Consider the following 21,941-nt stretch of genomic DNA (forward strand, 5'->3'; position numbering starts at 1 on the left):
CCAGTCGACATGAGAAAATATATTATATACAGTATACTTTGCTTACCATTGTTAGGTATGGCTAAAGATCGATTACCAGGATTTAATCTAAATGTTTCATGTTTTTTTGAGGATACGGATAACAAGACCCTTGAATACTTGGGTGAGGTCAATCATGACAATGATGATAAAACCAATAATGATGAAAATGCAAACCTGATAGTACCAAGACCTACACTTCAAAGTATTGTCAATGAATGCGGAAGAACTAAACTGGTAAGAAATGATCCTCCAGCCGGGATAACCTGGTATTGGAATAGTATACGATTTCCCTTTCAACCGGGTTCACTTAGCGTAGCAAAAAGTGTATATCGACATTCGGGAACTACATATTATTTAATCGCTCAAAATAATAGTACTAAACAATGGAGCCAGGCTTTAGAGATAAATTATACGATTAAGTATAAACCAGCAACACCTGATGCACCTGCAAGATCGGATAATTGCGGAAGAACTACATTAACCAGGGGCAACCCACCTAGTGGTATCACTTGGTATTGGCAAAGTACCGAATCCGGTGCGAGTACAGCAAATTCTGTGCAAAGCATAACAAGAACCAGTGGGAATAGATATTACCTAAGGGCTCGTAACAACTCAAATGGATGTTGGAGTACTACCCGAACTGTATCGTATAGTATAAAATCAAAACCGGATAAGCCTACTGTTCTGATAACTAATAATTGTGGAAGCACAACATTAAAACAAGGCATACATGTTTTAGATTTAGAAACCTGGTACTGGCAAACAAGTGCTACGGGGACAAGTACTTCAAATTCTGCGCAAAGCATTACAAGAACTAGTGGTACTAGATATTACCTGCGTGCAAAAAGTAATAGTAACGGTTGTTGGAGTGATGCCTTAACCATAAACTATACTGTTAAAACCATACCTACAGTACCCACTGCAACAGTGGCTAACAATTGCGGAAATAGTAAACTAACCAGAAACAATCCACCCAATGGGATTACTTGGTATTGGCAAAGTTCATCAGGGGGGACAAGTACTTCAAATTCTGCAAAGACAATTACCCGAACCAGTGGAAGTACCTACTATCTGCGAGCCAGAAATAATACTAGTGGATGTTGGAGTGGAGTACGTACCTTAAACTATAGTATCAAAGCTCTTCCAGCAATGCCTTCTGCATCATCGGTAGTCAATAACTGTGGAAATAGCAGGTTAACCAGAAACAATCCGCCTAGTGGCATTACATGGTATTGGCAAAGTACGTCTGGTGGTACAAACACAGCTAATGCTTCAACTACCTTAACAGTAACTAGTGGTAGTACATATTATTTACGTGCCAGAAATAATAGTACGGGATGTTGGAGTAGTGCGCGTACCGTGAATTATAGTATTAAATCGGTTCCTGCTAAACCAACACTTAGCAGTGTGATTAATCAATGCGGTAGAACAGTAATCACACGAAATGACCCACCTAGTGGGGTAACCTGGTACTGGCAGAGTAATCCAACCATACCCGAACCAACTGGGAGTGTTGCTAAAACCGTAACCAAATCCAGTGGAAATGTATATTATCTTAGAGCCAAAAACAACACCACAGGGTGTTGGAGTGCCGTGTTAACGATTAATTATAGTATTAAGTATAAACCTGCGATGCCTAATGCGCCTTCTGTATCAAATAATTGTGGTAGCAGTACATTAACCCGAGGAACCCCCCCTAGCGGAGTTACATGGTACTGGCAAAGTAGCGAATCTGGTGCGAGTACTGCATATTCTGCAACTTCGGTTACTCGAACCAGTGGGAGTAGATATTATTTAAGAGCTCGAGATAATACTACGGGATGTTGGAGTACTACCCGCACAGTGTCCTATAGTATAAAAACAATACCTAGTAAGCCTACTGTTCTAATAACTAATAATTGTGGAAGCACAACGTTAAAACAAGGCTTACATGTTTTAGATTTAGAAACTTGGTATTGGCAAACAAGTGCTACAGGTACAAGTACGGAAAATTCTGCGCAAAGTATTACCAGAACTAGCGGTACTACCTATTACTTACGTGCAAAAAGGAATAGTTCTGGTTGTTGGAGTGATGTATTAACCATTAACTATACTATCAAAGCCTTACCAGCAGTACCAACTGCTTCTGTAGTTAATAATTGCGGAAATAGTAAATTAACAAGAAACAATCCACCTAGTGGAATCACCTGGTACTGGCAAAATAGTTCAACAGGAACGAGCACTTCGAACTCGACAGCAACGGTAACCCGAACTAGCGGGAACACCTATTATCTGCGAGCAAGAAATAATACCACCGGATGTTGGAGCAGCGCACGAACGATAAACTATAGTATTAAAGTAGTTCCCACAGTACCATCGGCGCCTTCAGTAGTCAATAATTGTGGAAATAGTAGACTAACCAGAAGCAACCCACCTAGTGGCATTACTTGGTATTGGCTAAGTACCTCTGATGGTACTAATACGGCAAATTCTTCAAGTTCGATTACACTAACTAGTGGTAGTACATATTACTTGCGTGCCAGAAACAATAGCACAGGGTGTTGGAGTAGTCCGCGTACTGTGAATTATAGTATTAAATCGGTTCCAGCCAAACCAACTCTGAGTAGTGTAAATAATCTATGCGGAAGAACTGTAATTTCACGAAACGATCCACCAAGCGGGGTGACTTGGTACTGGCAGAGTAATCCAGTTATACCTGAACCAACTGGGAGTGTTGCTAAAACTGTAACTAAAACCAGTGGAGATGTATATTATCTAAGGGCAAAAAATAATACCACAGGATGCTGGAGTGAGACGTTGACCATTAATTACAGTATCAAGGCTGTTCCGGGAGTACCAGCAGCTCCTTTAGTGACTAACAATTGTGGTAGCAGTACCTTAACCCGTACAACTCCACCTAGCGGTATTACGTGGTACTGGCAGGATACAGAAACGGGAACCAGTACAGCAAATTCTGAAAACACAGTTACAAGAACTAGTGGCAGTACGTACTATTTACGTGCCCGAGATAATACTACGGGATGCTGGAGTAGTGCACGAACTTTTGGTTATAGTATTAAGGAGGTGCCTAATAAACCTCACTTAGCATATATCACCAATAACTGTGGAAATACGGTGTTAGCTCAAGGGTTACACGTATTAGATATATCTACATGGTATTGGCAAACCACTGCTACAGGTACAAGTACAGAAAACTCCAGCCAGACACTTACGCTTACTAACGGGAATACACATTACTTACGTGCTAAAAGTACGAGTTCAGGTTGTTGGAGCGAAACCTTGACGATTAACTATACTGTTAATATTATACCGTCTACTCCTCCGTTACCAAACATACAAGAGAATTGTGGGAATACGGTACTTACCAGAACAAATCCCCCAGCTGGGATTAGCTGGTACTGGCAAAGTGATGCTTCTGGAGTTAGCACTGCAAATTCTTTAGCATCGATTACACAAAACAGTACGGGAACGCACTATTTAAGAGGATTAAGTATAGGCGGATGTTGGGGTGATGCCAGGAGAATCGACTACACTGTTATCCAACCTACACCCTGGTATGGAGATACCGATCAAGATGGGTTTGGTCATCCTGCAGATATGCAAATGGATTGTACGCAACCCACCGGATATGTGTCGAACAACAATGACAGATGCCCGGCAGAATATGGCGAAAAGCAAGGGTGTGTCTATGCTTCTTATGATGAGGTTGTTTTTTCTAATGAAAATTACATCTTCACGCAATCGTTTCAAAAACCTGTGACTTCAACACAACAGATACAGTATAACAAAGATGTGATAGAAAGTATTACCTATTTTGATGGTATCGGAAGACCTATGCAACAGAACGCAATCAGAGCGTCAAAAGATGAAAAAGATATAACAGTTCATATAGCGTATGATGAATACGGCAGACAAGGCAAAGAATACTTGCCCTTTGAGTATGATAAAGCTTACGGGAGTTATCAAGCTGTTGATGTCGAGAACCAAATTAATGGGTATTATAAGAATACGTATCCAGAGGATTTTCCTGGCATTACAGATCTCAACGAGATCAATGCTTATAGCGAAAGTATTTTTGAACCATCTCCTTTAAACCGCGTGTTAAAGCAAGGGGCGCCGGGAAAATCCTGGAAAGCGGACCCAAACAGCAATGCAGATCATACGATTAAATTAGATTGGAAAACGAACACAGCAGGCGAAGTAGCCCATTTTTACGTGACTTTTGAAAATAATGATATCGAAAAACCACAGTTGGTAAAAAGTACTACCGATTATGTTGCAGGTCGATTATACGTTACGATTACCAAAGATGAGAACTGGCAGTCTAGTCAGGCGCATCCAAATGATCATACAACTAAGGAGTATAAAGACAAACTTGGTAGAGTTGTATTAAAAAGAGCTTATAATGAAAATATAGCGCATGATACCTATTATGTATATGACGACTTTGGGAACCTTACCTACGTAATCCCTCCAAAAGTAACTATAGCAGATGGGGTCTCAAACAATGAGCTTACCGAACTGTGTTATCAGTATAGATACGATTACAGAAATAGATTAATCGAAAAGAAAATCCCGGGTAAGGGAGACGCGAGCACTTGGGAGTCTATAGTATATAATAGAGTAGATCAACCAATACTCACTCAAGACCCTAATCAAAAAGCAAACAACGAATGGTTGTTTACTAAATACGATGTTTTTGGAAGAGTAGCCTATACCGGTAAAATTACAGATAATCGCGATCGAAAAACAATACAAGACGAGGCTATAGCGCATAATGGTGCACATTGGGTAAAGCGCAGTTTGGCAAGAAACATTGGTGGCACCACAGTGTATTATACTAAAAATGGTTATGTAAATGTTGATAATAGTGAGGTTCTTACCATCAGTTACTATGACGATTACGAGGTTAGTTTGTGGGGATTAAGTGCACCACCAGTTACCATTTTTGGTCAAGAAGTATCTACACAAACCAAGTCGTTACCTACCATAAGTTTAGTAAAGGTTTTAGGTACTGATCAATGGATTAAATCAGCAACATGGTATGACAAGAAAGGAAGGCCCATTTATGCAGCTAGCAAGAACTGGTATTTAAATACAACAGATGTTGTAGAAACCAAACTGGACTTTGTAGGTAAGGTATTCGAAACCAAAACCACGCATACCAAAGACAGCAATGCACCAATTGTCACGGTAGACAAATTTGAGTATGATCATATGGGTAGAGTGCTTTCTCAAACTCAAAAGATCAATAACCAGGATAACGAGCAAATTGCGGCTAATGTTTATGATGAACTAGGACAATTGATTAGTAAAAAAGTTGGAGGTACCGTCATTGCGAACGCTAGTGAAGCAATCTCTCCATTACAAACCGTAAACTACAAATACAATGTACGTGGTTGGTTAAAAGGGATCAACGATATTACTACCCTCGGAAATGATCTGTTTGCTTTTGGGATTGATTATAATGCAGGTACTATACCATTATACAACGGTAATATCTCTAAAACCACCTGGCAAACGGCTAATGACAATGTAACTAGAAGTTATGACTATACCTATGATGCATTAAATAGAATTACCAGTGGATTAAGTAATGATGGCAACTACGACCTTTCTAATGTATCTTATGATAAGATGGGGAACATTATGTCTCTCACCCGAAATGGTTTCCAGAACGTATCAATTTATACTAATATGGATATCTTAGATTATGATTATGATGATGGAAATAAACTCTTAACGGTAATTGATGATGGTAATGCTACTTTTGGATTTAAAGACGGTACCAATACTAATGATGATTTTGACTATGACGCCAACGGTAATATGACGATCGATCGTAACAAAGGCATCACGGGTATTACCTATAATCATTTAAATCTACCAACAACAGTGGCTATCTCTAATACCGAAGGAACAGGAACTATTTCTTATATTTATGATGCCACTGGAGCGAAATTGAAAAAGATCGTCACAGAGGGAAGTTCTGTAACAACTGAGTATGCTGGTAATTATGTATACAAAAATGGCAATCTTGAGTTCTTTAACCATCCAGAAGGGATTGTAGAAAAAGAAGCTGATGGGTATAAGTATGTCTATCATTTTAAGGATCATCTGGATAATGTGAGGTTATCTTATTCTGATAAAAATATGGACGGTGCTATCACTCAAAGTGAGATTGTACAGGAGAAGAATTACTATCCTTTTGGGTTAACGCATAAGGGGTATACTGATATCTTGCGAGGGAGAAATCACACGTATGGTTTTGGTAATAAAGAAGAACAAGACGAATTAGGTTTGGGGTGGATTGATATTACTGCTAGAAACTATGACCCTGCATTGGGTAGATGGACGAACCTTGATCCTTTGGCAGAGCAGATGAGAAGGCATAGTCCCTATAATTATGCTTTTGATAGTCCTATTTATTTTATTGACCCTGATGGAATGGCTCCATTAGGTTTTGAAGAAGGTCCGATAAAAGATAAAAATGGAAAAATAGTAGCTTATGAGGTTGAAGCAGGGCAAGGGCCGAGTCAAATAGCTGAAGATTTAAATTCAACAGGAGAATTCAACGTTGAAGCAAATTATTTTGATATAGTTGAATCTAACCCCACAAAGTTTAGTAATGTTGAAAACCTAAGTGATATTAATGATTCTGGCTTTAAAGAATTAAATTTAAATGAAGGAGACATCGTAAGTATTGATAAAGTTTTAGACAAAGAATCTGTTGCTCAAGAAAATATAAGTGAACGGAGAGAATTAGCAGGGGATATAAATGATACTAGAAAATCAATAGATAAGGCAAACAAAGATATTGATTCTTTGGTAAAGGTTAAAGAAACCGCAATTAATCGTAATACACAGAACAAGTCAGCAAAAGCGTACGAAAGTCATCCAGGTGATCCTATTTATGCTGGAGCGCTTAGTGAAATAGGAAATTCTCTAAGACATGGAATAATTGAAATGAACTCTGACAATATGGTCAAGAAGAAAAAGAGGGATGTTGATAGCATGAAAGCTTTGAATAACCAGAGATTGAACAGAATGAAAGAAATAGATAACTAATATTAAGTCAAAGCTCTTATGATACTATATTTATTAAATTTGGTTATCGTCTTTAAATTAAACGCTTAGATATGATTAAAAGCCTTTTAAAGTCCATTTTAACTTTAGTGATATATTTTGCTTTACATTATGGATTTCAAAAACTGTTGAAATTCATCTTTCTAAGAGAAGAATTCATTAACATTAATCCAGATTATTTTTTATTTATTGATTCTATATTGAATATGCTTTTTATTAGCATATTAATATGGTTCATAAGAAAAACCTTTTTTGTAGATAATAACAAAATCGATATTAATATTAGAATTTTACCTATGGTAGTTTTTTGCGCTATTATTTTTTTTATAATTAAAGAGCCGTTTTTGAGAATAGATTTAATTTTAGATAAAAAAGAAATTCCTGAATCAATTGGCATGTCGTCAAGAAGTTTTCTCAGTTTAGTTGCTACTTTTTTAAATATAGTAATTTTAACTCCAGTTTTTGAAGAATTACTCTTTAGAAAAATTATGTTAGGTTTTTTCTCTAGAAGCCATTTGATTATAGCTATAATTTTATCTAGTTTCTTTTTTGCATCAATTCATGTTAATTTTAATGAGATAAATAGTGTCATATTAATAACTTTTTTGGGTTTCGGATTTGTCTCTTGTTTATTATATATTCGATTTGGTTTCATATATAGTCTATTATTTCATGTCTTCAGTAATATGATATGGTTTATCGTTGATGCAAACCGTGATGTGTATTGGGAATTGTTGAAAATATTAGATTTCGGCTTTTTCTATTGGATGATTATTATAATTTGTTTTAGCACAATTTTCTATTTGATGCTTAGGTTATTTAATCAAATAATCAAAATAAATAATTCAAAATCAGGATATTTGAATCAATTGGGAAACGTTAAGCCTTCTATATATTCAATATTTGTTAAATAAGATTAGTAAAGGCTTAAGTCCGATAGCTCGGATTTGTAATCCGTGCTGCATATGAGTAAGCAAACAAATAAAGGCACAACTTTTTGATAGTTGTGCCTTTTGTTTTATGAAGTACTACAAATACGTTATTCATCGATAGAGGCGTCATCATTGGCTGCATTATTACATGTACGGTTTTCTATGCTCAGAGTACAGGACGGTTTCGTTACTGTATAACAACAAACAACAACGTTATATCAGGAGTATGCGACGAAGTAACCTTTTTATGGTAGTAGGTTGCTTCACTTTGGTCTATCTAGAAGACACTCGAATTTTCAGATTCATTAGCTCGAAGACTAAAATCTTAAATTTTAACATTTAAGAATCTCCCAGTAGCAAGAAATGAGACTGGTAGGTTTTATCATTGCATAAGAAATAAAGAAAACAATACTTAGGAATGTTTAAGATTGTTATTAAAAAGTTAACGAACAGGAGAAAAACCCCTATTGGTCCTACTGTGTAATTAGGATTTTAACGGTAGGTCTGCTCTGGGAAAAATTGAATACTAATAAACTAACTATTTACTTATGAATAAATTTATTTGTTCTATGGCACTTTTATGCTGTATTGCTATGGGTTTCTCTCAAGAAGGAACCGGATTTGATTACAGCAAAGAATTACAACGAATAGCCTCGATTCCTAACTCACCAGAGGCAGAGGCCTTTACCAAATATGGGAATACTCCTGTACGATTATATACAGGTGCCACCGATACGAGTATACCTATCTATACCCATCAGGGTAAAGAAATGAGCTTACCCATCACTCTTACTTATGATGCCTCAGGTATTCGTGTAGACCAAATGGCCACCCAGGTTGGATTGGGATGGAATTTGAATGTAGGGGGAAGAATCTCCAGAAATGTAAATGGCCTACCGGATGATTTTTATGAAGTCGCGGGTAATTACCAAACCTTATACAATCCAGCTATAAGAGCAAAGGCATTACATTATATGCAACATGTCAATACTATTGCATTTGATACGGAGCAAGAAGTTCATGATTACTTTCTTTTTATTGAAGATATAAGTAAAAACTTGATTGATACCCAAAGCGATTATTACAGGCTTAATGCCATGGGGTTAAATGAAATGATTGCCTTGGATATTCATGATAATCTGACCCCGAAAACAGTTAATAACCCCCGAATTAAGGTTCAGAAAACTCATGGCGCCAATAATTCTGTTAATAGCTGGGTAGTTACCGGAGAAGATGGCGCCAAATACTTTTTTGAGGTTGCAGAATCCACCATTATGCGTGCAGACCCTGTAGATCAAGGATCTACAGGTAGTATTATCAATAAACATCATTCTTCTTGGGTATTGACAAGAATCGAGTCTCCAAACAAAAAGGATGTGTACGAATTCGAGTATACCACTTTTGGTTTCTGGATTCAGGAACCAGTAGGTTATCATGCTACGTTTGCGGTTAATGAAATTAAGCCTAATCAAACCAACTACCCTAATCCGGAAAAAATCTCAGGAGGCTCTTTACCGTATTCGATCAAGCAACAGTTTTTAACGCGCATCAAGTATAACAATGATGTGATTGTAAGTAATACGTTGGGAGATCGAGCAGATACTGATGGTCGATCAAAGAAGCTAGACAATATCAAAATCACAGATTATTTGGGTAATCAAATACAAAAGGTAGATTTTGAATACACATATTTTGGAGATGTAGCCAGTACTAATGTTTTTGACAAACGTTTAAAGCTGGATAAGTTAACTTTTAGAGGAAAGAGTACGACCAGCACAGCCAATCAATATGCGTTTGAGTATAACAGTCCGGAGGAGATCCCTTCAAGATTATCCTTAGCACAGGATGCATATGGATATTTTAATGGAGCTCTTGGCAATACTGTATTATATCCAAGTTATATACATGATGATAATAATTTTGGGGGAGCAAACCGACGTCCAAACTTTTCATATGCGCAAATAGGATTGCTGAACAAAATAACATATCCAACCAAAGGATATACCACTTTTACATATGAAGGTCATAAAGCAGATACTCATGTGCTACAGGATGATACAGAGACATTTCTTAACACGATCATTTATCCAAACGATGCGGTAGACGAAAGTATGTTCAGAAGAGCTGATGGTAATATCTGCGATGATGTGTTTTTAGAAACCGGATTTCCTAAGGCCAAAGTAATAATGTTCATGATTCCTGAAAGCTCAAGTAACGGGTATACCATTAAAGGCACGAATATTTTAAGCGCTTCGATTGCTAAGCTCGGAAATTTGGATCAAGCGATTATCCAGGGGCCGCTCTATGGTTTTTCAGGAGAAGATACTTATAAAACCTATTGTGATTTTATTTCACAACCCAATCATTGGACAAAATCCGAGGCAAATTTTACTGAAAACATCGTATTGCAGCCAGGAATATATAAAGCCTTGGTGTTAAGTGATGCGGACCAAACGGCGACTTCACAACTTTGGATGTATAGGGAGACTTCTACTCTCGTTAGAAGAACAGTACCTATTGGTGCAGGAGCTCGCATTTACAGCATTAAAGATTTTTCCGCAGAAGGAAAACTAGCGGGTACTCGCATATTTGGTTACACAGACGATGACAACAGGAGTACTTCTATTGTACAGTATAGACCAGTATTCTCTCAAGTTAAAACAGTAAAAACATACAAAAGTCTTGAGGAGTATGGTAAGGAGGTATCCCAATTGCATAGAAATGCGACATCTCCAAACTCTTCTTCAGGGCCGGCAGTTACTTATGCTAGTGTAAAAGAGTATAAAGTAGATAATGAAGGAAATGCGAATGGATACACAAAATATACATTCAACCCTAAGAGAGAGGGAGTCATTACGCGCAACGGATATCCTTATCAACGTGATTTTTATGGAGGGACTATTTCAGGAAGTACATCAAATGAAATGGTAATTAGTAAGACCAATGATACATTGCTCGAAAAAAGTACTGATAACTACTTAAGGAAAGAGAATTTCTTGAATAGAAATTTGGTGGTATATACAAAAAGTGATTTGGTTCAACACCGGGTCGGAGTAGAATACAATGAAGGGGATGGAAAATATAGATATGGCCGTATGGAACCTTCATTCTGTAACTTATTTAATACACCCACAAGCCCTACTCAAGGAACTTCAATGTGTGCAGATCAAACAGAATTAGAGTCCAGTATTTATGCCTTTGTGTTATATAATAATTATGCACAATTAGAATTGACAAATGTTGTTGTGTCAGGTGAAATCACCGCACCAACGGTAGAGACCACCATCGAAAAATTTGATGGAGAGGAAGTTGTCAAAACGACCAACTATACGTACGATCCGGCAGTTGACTATCTATTAAGAGAGGTTGTTACCCAGCAAAGTAATGGACAATCTCAAAAGACAAAGTTCTTTTATCCTAAAGATTCCGGTAGTGCAATAAATAACAATTTGATTGCGGCCAATCGATTAGGAGAAGTCATCAAGACAGAACAGTATAAAAATGGTAAGAAACTGGCCACGAAACAGACAATTTATACGTCATTGGCGGGTAATAAAATCCTTCCAAAAAAGATCCAGACGTATAAAGGAGCTTTACCAGCTGGTAGTGGTCTGACTGAAGAACCTTATGAAGATCGTATGATTATTCATAGGTATGATACCCAGGGTAATCCTCTGGAAGTATCTCAGGCCAAAGGGAGTCATACCATTTATATCTGGGGGTATAAAAACCAAATTCCTATTGCCAGAATTAGCAATGCTACCTATACCGATATGCCGGTCGCGGTAAGCGATCTGATCAATCAAATCAAAACGGTTTCTAATACAGAGAATTCCAAAACACAGGAAGCAGAGATGCATACTTTATTTGATGCGTTGAGAACACATTCGTTTTTTACGAATTCTGAGATGAATTGTTATACCTACGATCCTGGGATAGGAGCAACCAGTATGACTGATGCCAGAGGGTATACGATGTATTACCAGTATGATGATCTAAATCGTTTAATCGAGGTAAAAGATCAGGACCAGCATCTGTTGTCCAAGAACACCTACCACTACAAAGACCAAAACTAACAAAGACTGACCAAGATGAATTTTATAAAATATAGTTTCGTAATTATAATAGGGATGTTCTCTATGTTAGGATATGCACAACTGGGACCTTCAGGTCCTGGAGGAAACCCTTGTGCCGATGTAGAACCAAATTCAAAACCCTGGTATCGCGATGCCGATGGAGATGGCCTGGGTAACGGAAGTAACATGAAGTGCGCTGTAAACAAACCCTCGGGCTATGTGAGTAATGCCGGGGATTGTAATGATAATAATAGTAGTCTACCCAGATGGTATTATATAGATGCTGATGGCGATGGATACGGAGGTACTTTGGGAAGAAAAGCGTGTAGTTCTCCTTCTGGGTTTGTAGCTAATAATAATGATTGTAATGACAATAACGCCTCAGTTACGATATCTCGCCCTTGGTATCGAGATGCCGATGGTGATGGCCGTGGTAATAGTAGTGTAAGTACTACGGCATGTAGTAAACCATCAGGTTATGTTGCTTCAGGAGGAGATTGTAATGATAGTGATGCCAATGTAACCCTTGTCAAAACATGGTATCGAGATGCCGATGGGGATGGTCATGGCCACCGCTGGACAACCAAAACCGCATGTTACAAACCTTCAGGTTATTTGAGTAGTTATAGTGACTATGATGATAATAATGCATTGATTACTAATATCCCTCCCAAATGGTTTTATAGAGATGCCGATGGGGATGGTTTTGGAAACCCAAACAACAAAACCTATCGCAGTGTTCGCCCAAGTGGGTATGTAACCAACAATACCGATTGTAATGATGGCAATGGTTCGTTACACCCCAATACAATATGGTATCGTGATGCTGATGGGGATAGTTGGGGAAACAAGAGTGTGACCAAAAAACAATGTACACAACCATCGGGATATGTACGCAATGATGATGATTATAATGATGGGAATAACTTAATTACCAACATTGCACCCAGGAATTTTTATAGAGATGCCGATGGCGATGGTTTTGGAAACCCAAGCGATAAAAAATATCAGAGCACCAAACCTAGTGGCTATGTCACTAATGCCAGTGATTGTGCAGATTGGAATCCTTCTTTGAATCCTAATACGATATGGTACCGAGATGCCGATGGCGATAGTTGGGGAAATAAGAACAGTACCAAAAAACAATGCACAAGGCCCTCGGGTTATGTATACAATGATGATGATTATAATGATGGAAATAATTTAATTACCAATATTGCACCCAAGAACTTTTATAGAGATAGTGATAACGATACGTTTGGAAACCCCAATGATAAGAGATATCAAAGTGCCAGACCATTTGGATATGTTGCCAATGGTAGTGACTGTAATGATACAGATGCTTCGCTAAACCCTAATACGGTTTGGTATCGTGATGCTGATGGAGATAGTTGGGGGAACAAGAGTGTGACCACCAAAAATTGTACACAGCCTTCAGGATATGTACGTAATGATGATGATTATAATGATGGCACTAATTTGATCACCAATATCGCTCCAAGAAATTTTTACCAGGATGTCGATGGGGATACCCATGGTAATCCAAGTATAAAAACGTATCGCAGTGTCAAACCATCAGGGTACGTTACTAATGCGAGTGATTGTAATGATAGCAACTCTGCAATACACCCTACTACCATTTGGTATGCAGATACGGATAATGATGGTTTTGGAGATGCTAATGTGACCAAAATACAGTGTACTCAGCCATTGGGTTATGTAGCCAATAAAGGTGATCAATGTGCCACGATACCTGGGACAGTAAAGGGTTGTGAAGACCAATTGGATCAACTGGTAAACCTAAGTGATACAGAGAACTATGTGTTTACTCAGACATTTCAGAAAGAAATAACTTCTCTCAGTGAAATTAACAAAGAAGAAGATGTTATTGAAGGGGTTACCTATTATGATGGATTGGGACGACCAAAACAGCAAGTGGCTATTAAAGCTAGTCCGGGAGCATCTCATGGCATTAGTTCTAATGAGCTTACTATGGATTGGTCTACTGGTCAAGGAAGTACAGGTTTCTTTAATCAAAACGGGAAAACTTCAGAAAATAATAGAGTAAACGATGTAGATCCAGAAGGAAAATTGTCTTTGCTATGGAAATGTGGCAATGATGTTAGCAACGATGCTGATGGTGGTTGGAATACGGATTACTTCAATGTAGATAAAAACCTTGGCTATCGCTATACCGTGTGGGTAAAACGAACAGGATCAAATGATGGAAGTACCTATCACGGCACACAAAATGTAAATAATCTAAACGGAACGGCAAATAATAATCCATATTTTTGGTATGGTGACTTACCTGAGTTAGATACCTGGTACTTACTGGTGGGAATAATCCATCCATATCAACACGGATCAGAAGACTCAGGGATTAGTGGTGTTTATGATAGTAATGGGAATAAAGTGCTAGCCGGAAATGATTTTAAATGGAGGGATAACACTACAAATTCCAGATTCAGGAGTTATTTATATTACAGTACCGATGTCAATACCAATCAATTCTTTTGGAACCCTATTGTACAGAAATTAGATGGCTACGAAAATTCTATGACAGATCTTATCCAGGGTCATCAGAAAAACTCCCAGGACATTGTAACTCATATCGAATATGACCAATATGGCAGACAGGCAAAATCATATCTTCCATTTGAAAGACAAAACACCCCAAAGGGAAGTTATAAAACGGTGGATATGGTCAATAATATCAATAGTTATTACCAGGCCAAATATGCAGATGATTTTGCAGGAATGTTGCCAGAAGATGTAAATGCCTATAGTGAGAGTGTCTTTGAACCATCTCCTTTAAACCGTGTGTTAGAACAAGGTGCACCAGGTAAGGCTTGGAAAGCCAATCCTACTAGTGATGATGATCATACCATCAAGTTTGGTTGGGATACCAATGAGACCAATGAGGTAGTACGTTTTAAAGTGAACTTTGCAGACCTTGCAAATACAGAAGTTCCTACTTTGGTAAAGGATGGTTTTTATGCTCCTAATCAACTTACGGTAGGCATCACCAAAGATGAAAACTGGACAACGGTAGATGGAGACAATCATACAGTTAAGGAGTATAAGAATAAGGCCGGGCAAGCCATCCTTAAAAGAACATACAATAACAATGTACCGCATGATACTTATTATGTATATGATGATTTTGGGAATCTTACCTACGTACTACCACCAAAAGTAACTACTAATGACGGAGTATCAAACAATGAGCTTGTCGAACTCTGTTACCAATATCATTATGATGGTAGAAACAGACTGATTGAAAAGAAAATCCCAGGTAAAGGATGGGAGTATATTGTGTATAATAAGTTAGACCAACCGGTGATGACGCAAGATGCATTGTTAAAGGCGCAAGGTGTCTGGTTGTTTACCAAGTATGATACTTTTGGTAGAGTGGCTTATACGGGTAAGTTAGCAGACAACAGAGACCGTTCAGTAATACAAACAGAAGCTACTGCATATGGTAATGATCTTTGGGTAACACGTCAAAATGCAACAACCATAGGAGGAGTTTCTATGTATTATGATGATGGCGGTTATCCTAAAGTTACTACGGGTGAGGTATTAACCATCAATTATTATGATGATTACAATTTTGATCTTCATGGTATGGATAAGCCAGGTAGTATATATGAAGTAGCAACATCAAATAATGTAAAAAGTTTACCTACAGGAACTAAAGTAAGAATATTAGGAACTAATAATTGGATTACTACAGTTACCGCTTATGATATCAAAGGAAGAGCAATCTGGACAGGAAGCAGAAATCATTATTTAAGTACTATTGATAAGACAGAGATCAAATTAGACTTTACGGGTAGGGTTTTAGAAACTAGAACATCACATGTTAAAAATGGAAGTACGCCTTTGATCACGATAGACAAATTTGAGTACGATCATATGGGTAGAGTACTTACTCAAACTCAAAAGATCAACAATCAAACAGAAGAATTAATTGCAGCCAACGTTTATGATGAGTTAGGACAACTAATTAGTAAAAATGTTGGAGGCATTTCGACTCCGCTCAGTGGCAGCAATGGATTGCAAACCGTAGATTACACCTATAACGTGCGTGGATGGCTTAGAGGTATCAACGATGCCAATACCCTTGGTAACGATCTCTTTGCCTTTGGGATTAATTATAATAACGTAACCGAAAACACCTACAGAGCTGATGCTTTATATAATGGTAATATAAGCGAGACGATCTGGAAGACAGCCAATGATAATACAAAGCGATCTTATTCGTATAGTTATGATCATCTTAACCGAATTACAGATGGATTTTGTAGTAACGGAAGTTATAACCTGCTAGGAGTGACCTATGATAAAATGGGGAACATCATCTCTCTAAATAGAAATGGCTATCAAGGTGGATCGAGTTTTGGTAGTATGGATGCACTATCCTATACGTATGATAACGGGAATAAACTACTAAGCGTTACAGATGGTGGCAATAAATCCTATGGTTTTAAAGATGGCACCAATACCAATGACGACTTTGTATACGATGTTAATGGTAATATGACGATCGATCGTAACAAAGGCATCACGGGTATTACCTATAATCATTTAAACCTACCAACAACAGTTGCGATCTCAAATACCGAAGGTACCGGAAATATTAGCTATATTTATGATGCCACTGGAGCGAAATTGAAAAAGATCGTCACAGAGGGAGGTTCTGTAACAACTGAGTATGCTGGTAATTATGTCTATAAGAATGGAAATCTTGAGTTCTTTAACCATGCAGAAGGATATGTAGAGAAAGAAGCAGATGGGTATAAGTATGTCTATCAATTTAAAGATCATTTAGGCAACGTTCGACTCTCCTATACAGATGCTGATAACAACGGGATTATAGAACAATCCGAGATCATCGAGGAGTCGAATTACTTTCCATTTGGATTAAAACAAAAAGGATATAATGGCTCTGTGTCTTCTTTAGGAAACTCTACAGCACAGAAATTTAAGTACAACGGCAAAGAACTTCAAGAAGAATTAGGATTAAACACTTATGATTATGGAGCAAGAATGTATGATCCTGCAATTGGTAGATTTATGCAGATAGATCCACATTCATATAGTTATCCTTGGGCTACCCCCTATAATTATGCTTTTAATAATCCAGCATTAGTTATAGACCCCGACGGAAAAGATGGGGTAGTATCTGGTTCAGGAACTAAAAAAGATCCTTATGTTGTAACTGCAAATTATTATCATCATGGTTTAAGTGATAAGCAAGCTGAGGGACTTCAATCAGCTGCGGATGCTTATAACAGCAAAGGTAAAGCTCATACTATTAAAGATGGAGATGGAAATAAAGTTTATGTTAAATTCAATATTGGAGTAACGAAAGCTGAAAGTGCAGAACAAGCTAGTGAACTTGCAACTAATGATTATGTTGAGACATCAGATGGTGCAACGGCTAGTTTTGGAAATGTGGTTACTATTGGAGGTGATTCAAAGGGCGATGATTTAGGCGCAGCAACTAGGCATAGAATAACATTGAATGAGGAAAAAATTGCTAATACTTTAGAAGCTTACCCAGGAGGGAGAGAAAGTGACATTATTAAAGGAACTTTTATTCACGAAATAGGTCATAATATTGGAGGAAGTCATGGAGACCCAGGTTCTACTATGCAGAGTACTAAAATCACTAATAACATCCCTTCAGGAACAATAGGAGGTTCAGGTGATGGAACTTTTAATTACAGTAATCCTTCTGTCAGTAAAAATGGTATTCGTGCAATAATGGGAAGAGTAAATATGGTTCCTGGTTCTATAAATTCTAACTACCTTTCTGACAAAGAAAATAAGCAAGTTAATCAGGCAATTGATCCAGGTTCTTCAGGTAGACTTAAATCAACAAATTAATCACTAAATGAAAAAAACCATTTTATTATTATTCATTATTCAATCATTATTTTCTTGCGCACAAGTAAATAATACTGAACAAGAAACAGTTAGAGTACAAGGTTATTTGTTTATTCAAACTTCTTTAAAAGAAGATATTGTTTCTAATGATGGAACAATTAACATACCAATAGATAACCCTAAATCGTATTTTTTTGCACCACTTAAGTCAATATCTTCTAGTTTAAAAGAAACTATAGAAGCTTTAGGTGTTCCAAAAAATAGTTTTTTATACTTACCGTTAACTTTAACAGAATCACAGAAAAGTATAGAGTTTACTAATTTTGGTTTGAGAAAATTCTTAAAGGATAATAGTATAAAAATCTCTCAGCTTAATGAAAATAAGATATTCCATAAAAAAGAGAAAACAATAATAAAAGTAATAGGTGATAAAGTTCCTAAGAGAGTTTATGAAGTAGTATATATTGATGGAGTTTGGGAGAAATACAAAGTACCTTTTAAGTGGACAGAAACATTGTCGATAGGTCGCTATAGAAGTAATAGTTTAGATAAAAATCATAAAGATGGTTATGACTATTATTTTTTAAAAGACATCAATGTGATATCTTATAAACTTGATATTAAAGAAAATGAAATAACAGTTTTAGGTAGAGGAGATAATAGTATGCCTCTAACAAACTAAAATGTTGTTCATGAAAAAATGATAAGAACCAGTATTCCCGTTGATTTCCATGTTAAACCCAAGAGGTAATTGTTAAAATATAGTATAAATCAGGCAGCAACTTTTAGATAAGGTTGCTGCCTTTTGTTTTATGGGGTACTACACATACGTTATCCCTCTGTAGAGGGGTCATCGGTTGTATTGTTATTAGAACGGTTTTCTATAACCTGGTTATACTGCGCGGCGAGTACGCAATGCATTGGTCGGGATTGTTAAGGTCGCCAAAAGTAAAGATAGCAGGTATGATTACTAAGTTTTTTATGGTTTCGAATACCACAAAATAGTGCTGCGTCATGAAGGGACCTTTCATCACTATGACGAAACCTTCCTGCGTGACGCAGGGCGTTTTCTCAATACGACGAAACCTTGCTGCGTGACGCAGGAAGGTTTCGTTACAGTGAAAAAACCTTGCCGCAAGACGCAGAACACTTTCGTTAAGGAAATGTACATTCATACTGCACTACGCTACGTTTATACACTACATGGCTTCATTTAGATAATATATATTCATATTCATCAGATATTTATGTATATAGCGAAGAATGTAAATACTAATGTACTCGGTTGTTCAAAAACTTTTTGTTAAAAATCTCTCAGTCTCAAAAAATGAAACTACTAGGTCGTACTATTGTAGTTTACAAAAAACTAAACCGGTATAAAAAAATATTAGGTTTTAGGGGTAACATTTTACCATAGAAGTAACATATACCTATAGAATTACATTAAGAATATATTTCTGTTATTAAACTTAAAAAATGAATCATGATACTACATAGAATGATGAAGCATATTAAGAATAATGGCCTTAATTTTTATAATTATAATTTATGACACTTCATATTCCCTTAAAAATCATATTTTTGAGGCCCTTTTTGACGATAAGATGACTATGAGAAAAATACAACTAAGCAAGGTAAAGGCTTTTAACCTACAAGAGATGCTCCTGGTACTGGCAATTATTGGGATTCTACTATTGATTGCACTACCTAACTTTTTACCATTAATTGCGCAAACCAAGGCGCAAGAGGCAAAAATACAGCTAAAAACGATTAGCAATATGCAAACGCAGTATCGATATCTTAATTCTAAATACTCTATCGATTTTACAGAAATCAATTACGAAGCTCCGAAAACGGTAAAAACCGGAGGGACTGCTAACTATGCATATGAAATATTAGAAGCTACAGTATCTAATTTTAAGGCAAGAGCTACTGCTGTAGTTGATTTTGATGGAGATGGGGTGTTTAATGTATGGGAGATCGATGAAAATGGTAGCCCAAAGCAAATTACGAAGGATTGATACTATTCATCAAAATACTTACGATCTGCACCCTTGCAGTAATTGTATATCAAGATCTTAAAGATCGAGAGGTATATGGGTTTATATTCCCTGTACTTATTGGTTTATTTGGATTTTTACATTATCAGAATACCACGCATATTACTTTTTTGTATGCTATCTTAATGAATATAGCTGTACTTATTGTGATCATGGGGTTATTGTATTTATATACGTTAATACGATTGAAAAAATCTTTCTTTAAAGAAGTATTTGGCTGGGGAGATCTACTGTTTTTTATAGCACTAGCTGTAGGTTTTCCAACGGTAACGTTTGTAATTCTATTTGTGTTTTCATTGATTTTTTCACTATTAGTGTGGTTGGTCATCAAAAAGAAAGCAAAATATAATACCGTTCCGTTAGCGGGGTATATGGCAGTGTTTTTGGGAATGGTCTTTATAACAAACTGGATAACGAACGCGTTAACTCTGTATCTAATATGAGCAGTACCTCTACATACGAAATACCAGTACATCTTAAACAATTGATTACATCAAATCAAGCGTTTCATTATAGAGTGGTGCCCGTGGCAAAAGAAGAGAATGCGCTCCATCTAAAAACAGATGCGGTTGATATCGATACGCTTCAAAAAGAATTGACTATAATTTTGGGATGTGATGTTTTGATCATTTCCGAAACTACAGAAAATATACAATCGTATTTAACCTATAACTATAGGAAAACTACAACTTCTGCGAGTGAAAAACTAGAGTACGAAGATCGTTTTTTACAAAAGCTAATTACTACTGCAAAGGATTTTGGGAGTAGTGATATTCATATGGAACCTTACGATAAGTTTTGTAGAGTACGTTTCCGCTTAGACGGTAAATTAAAAGAACAGTATACGATTGCCAATACAGAGTATCCGCAATTGGTAAATCAAATCAAAATACAATCGGGTTTAGATATTTCACAAAAACGACTGGCACAAGATGGGCGTATTACTTTTAAAGAAGGTAATGATGAATTTGATATTAGGGTGTCGACCATGCCTACCTTGTACGGAGAAAAAATTGTACTGCGATTATTAAATCGTAATACTCAAGAAGTCTCGTTAGAGGAATTAGGATTTACCGATGAAGAATTGAAGGTATATCGTGATGCAACCAGAAAGAAGCAAGGTATTCTTTTGATTTCGGGACCAACCGGATCGGGTAAAACGACAACACTTTATGCCACATTAAAAGAACTGAATGAAGAAGTTTCTAATATCCTAACGATAGAAGACCCTATAGAATATACCCTCGAAGGTGTTAATCAGGTGCAACTTAGAGAGGATATCGAATTTGATTTTCCGGCGGCATTGCGAACATTTTTACGTCAGGATCCCGATATTATTATGGTAGGAGAGATTCGTGATGATCGTACTGCGGCTATGGCAATTAAAGCAGCACTAACAGGGCATTTAGTATTATCAACAATACATACCAATTCGGCCTGGGCAACGATTTCAAGATTGATTGATATGAGGGTGCCGGCATTTTTGTTAGCGACTACTATCACGATGAGTATTGCTCAGCGTTTGGTGAGAAAGTTATGCCCACATTGCAAGACACAGAAAAAAACCGAAGTCAAGGATTTTCCGCAGGATTTTGAGATTACCGAAGAGATGCAACAACATTATGTAGCAGTAGGATGCGACCGTTGTTATCATACCGGATATTTAGGTCGTAAGGCAATTTATGAAATACTGCCCATTACCAAAGAACTCGAAACGGCAATACGACATAACGAGTTGCAAATAAATGAGTATATAGAAGAAAGAAAGATAAAAACGCTACAGCATAACGCCATACGAATGATTATAGAAGGGGAAACCTCGGTGGATGAAGTGTATGCTTTGTTAGCGGATAATTGAAAATAAACAA

The 21,941-nt window shown here is 37.0% G+C and carries 8 protein-coding genes; all 8 read left to right on the forward strand.

Annotation, left to right across the window (positions count from 1 at the left end):
- Nucleotides 1–9: 9 nt before the first annotated feature.
- The 8 genes from ABW637_RS11985 (at nt 10) to ABW637_RS12020 (ending at nt 21,931) form a co-directional block, all read left to right on the forward strand.
- Complete coding sequence (locus tag ABW637_RS11985) at nt 10–7,089, forward strand: DUF6443 domain-containing protein (protein ID WP_367584934.1); 7,080 nt, start codon at nt 10–12, stop codon at nt 7,087–7,089.
- A 71-nt stretch (nt 7,090–7,160) separates the two neighbouring features.
- Nucleotides 7,161–8,021 carry a CPBP family intramembrane glutamic endopeptidase gene (locus ABW637_RS11990; protein WP_367584935.1) on the forward strand — a complete coding sequence of 287 codons (861 nt, stop codon included), beginning with the start codon at nt 7,161–7,163 and terminating at the stop codon, nt 8,019–8,021.
- Between the two features lie 566 nt (nt 8,022–8,587).
- Entirely contained in the window at nt 8,588–12,115 is a 3,528-nt protein-coding gene (locus tag ABW637_RS11995; protein ID WP_367584936.1) for a hypothetical protein, read from the forward strand.
- Between the two features lie 15 nt (nt 12,116–12,130).
- Nucleotides 12,131–18,013 carry a DUF6443 domain-containing protein gene (locus ABW637_RS12000; protein WP_367584937.1) on the forward strand — a complete coding sequence of 1,961 codons (5,883 nt, stop codon included), beginning with the start codon at nt 12,131–12,133 and terminating at the stop codon, nt 18,011–18,013.
- Nucleotides 18,014–18,020: 7 nt separating this feature from the next.
- The gene (locus tag ABW637_RS12005) at nt 18,021–18,695 is read left to right on the forward strand and encodes a hypothetical protein (protein WP_367584938.1); all 675 of its coding nucleotides are present in this window, start codon (nt 18,021–18,023) and stop codon (nt 18,693–18,695) included.
- A 928-nt stretch (nt 18,696–19,623) separates the two neighbouring features.
- Nucleotides 19,624–20,034, forward strand: coding sequence for a prepilin-type N-terminal cleavage/methylation domain-containing protein (locus ABW637_RS12010; RefSeq protein WP_367584939.1), 411 nt, complete (start codon nt 19,624–19,626; stop codon nt 20,032–20,034).
- Nucleotides 20,031–20,516: a prepilin peptidase gene (locus ABW637_RS12015; protein WP_367584940.1), complete on the forward strand. Its 486-nt coding sequence runs from the start codon at nt 20,031–20,033 to the stop codon at nt 20,514–20,516. The genes ABW637_RS12010 and ABW637_RS12015 overlap by 4 nt, the downstream gene beginning before the upstream one ends.
- Nucleotides 20,513–21,931 carry a GspE/PulE family protein gene (locus ABW637_RS12020; RefSeq protein ID WP_367584941.1) on the forward strand — a complete coding sequence of 473 codons (1,419 nt, stop codon included), beginning with the start codon at nt 20,513–20,515 and terminating at the stop codon, nt 21,929–21,931. The genes ABW637_RS12015 and ABW637_RS12020 overlap by 4 nt, the downstream gene beginning before the upstream one ends.
- Nucleotides 21,932–21,941 lie beyond the last annotated feature (10 nt).

Source organism: Aquimarina penaris (genome assembly GCF_040786285.1).
Taxonomy (GTDB): domain Bacteria; phylum Bacteroidota; class Bacteroidia; order Flavobacteriales; family Flavobacteriaceae; genus Aquimarina.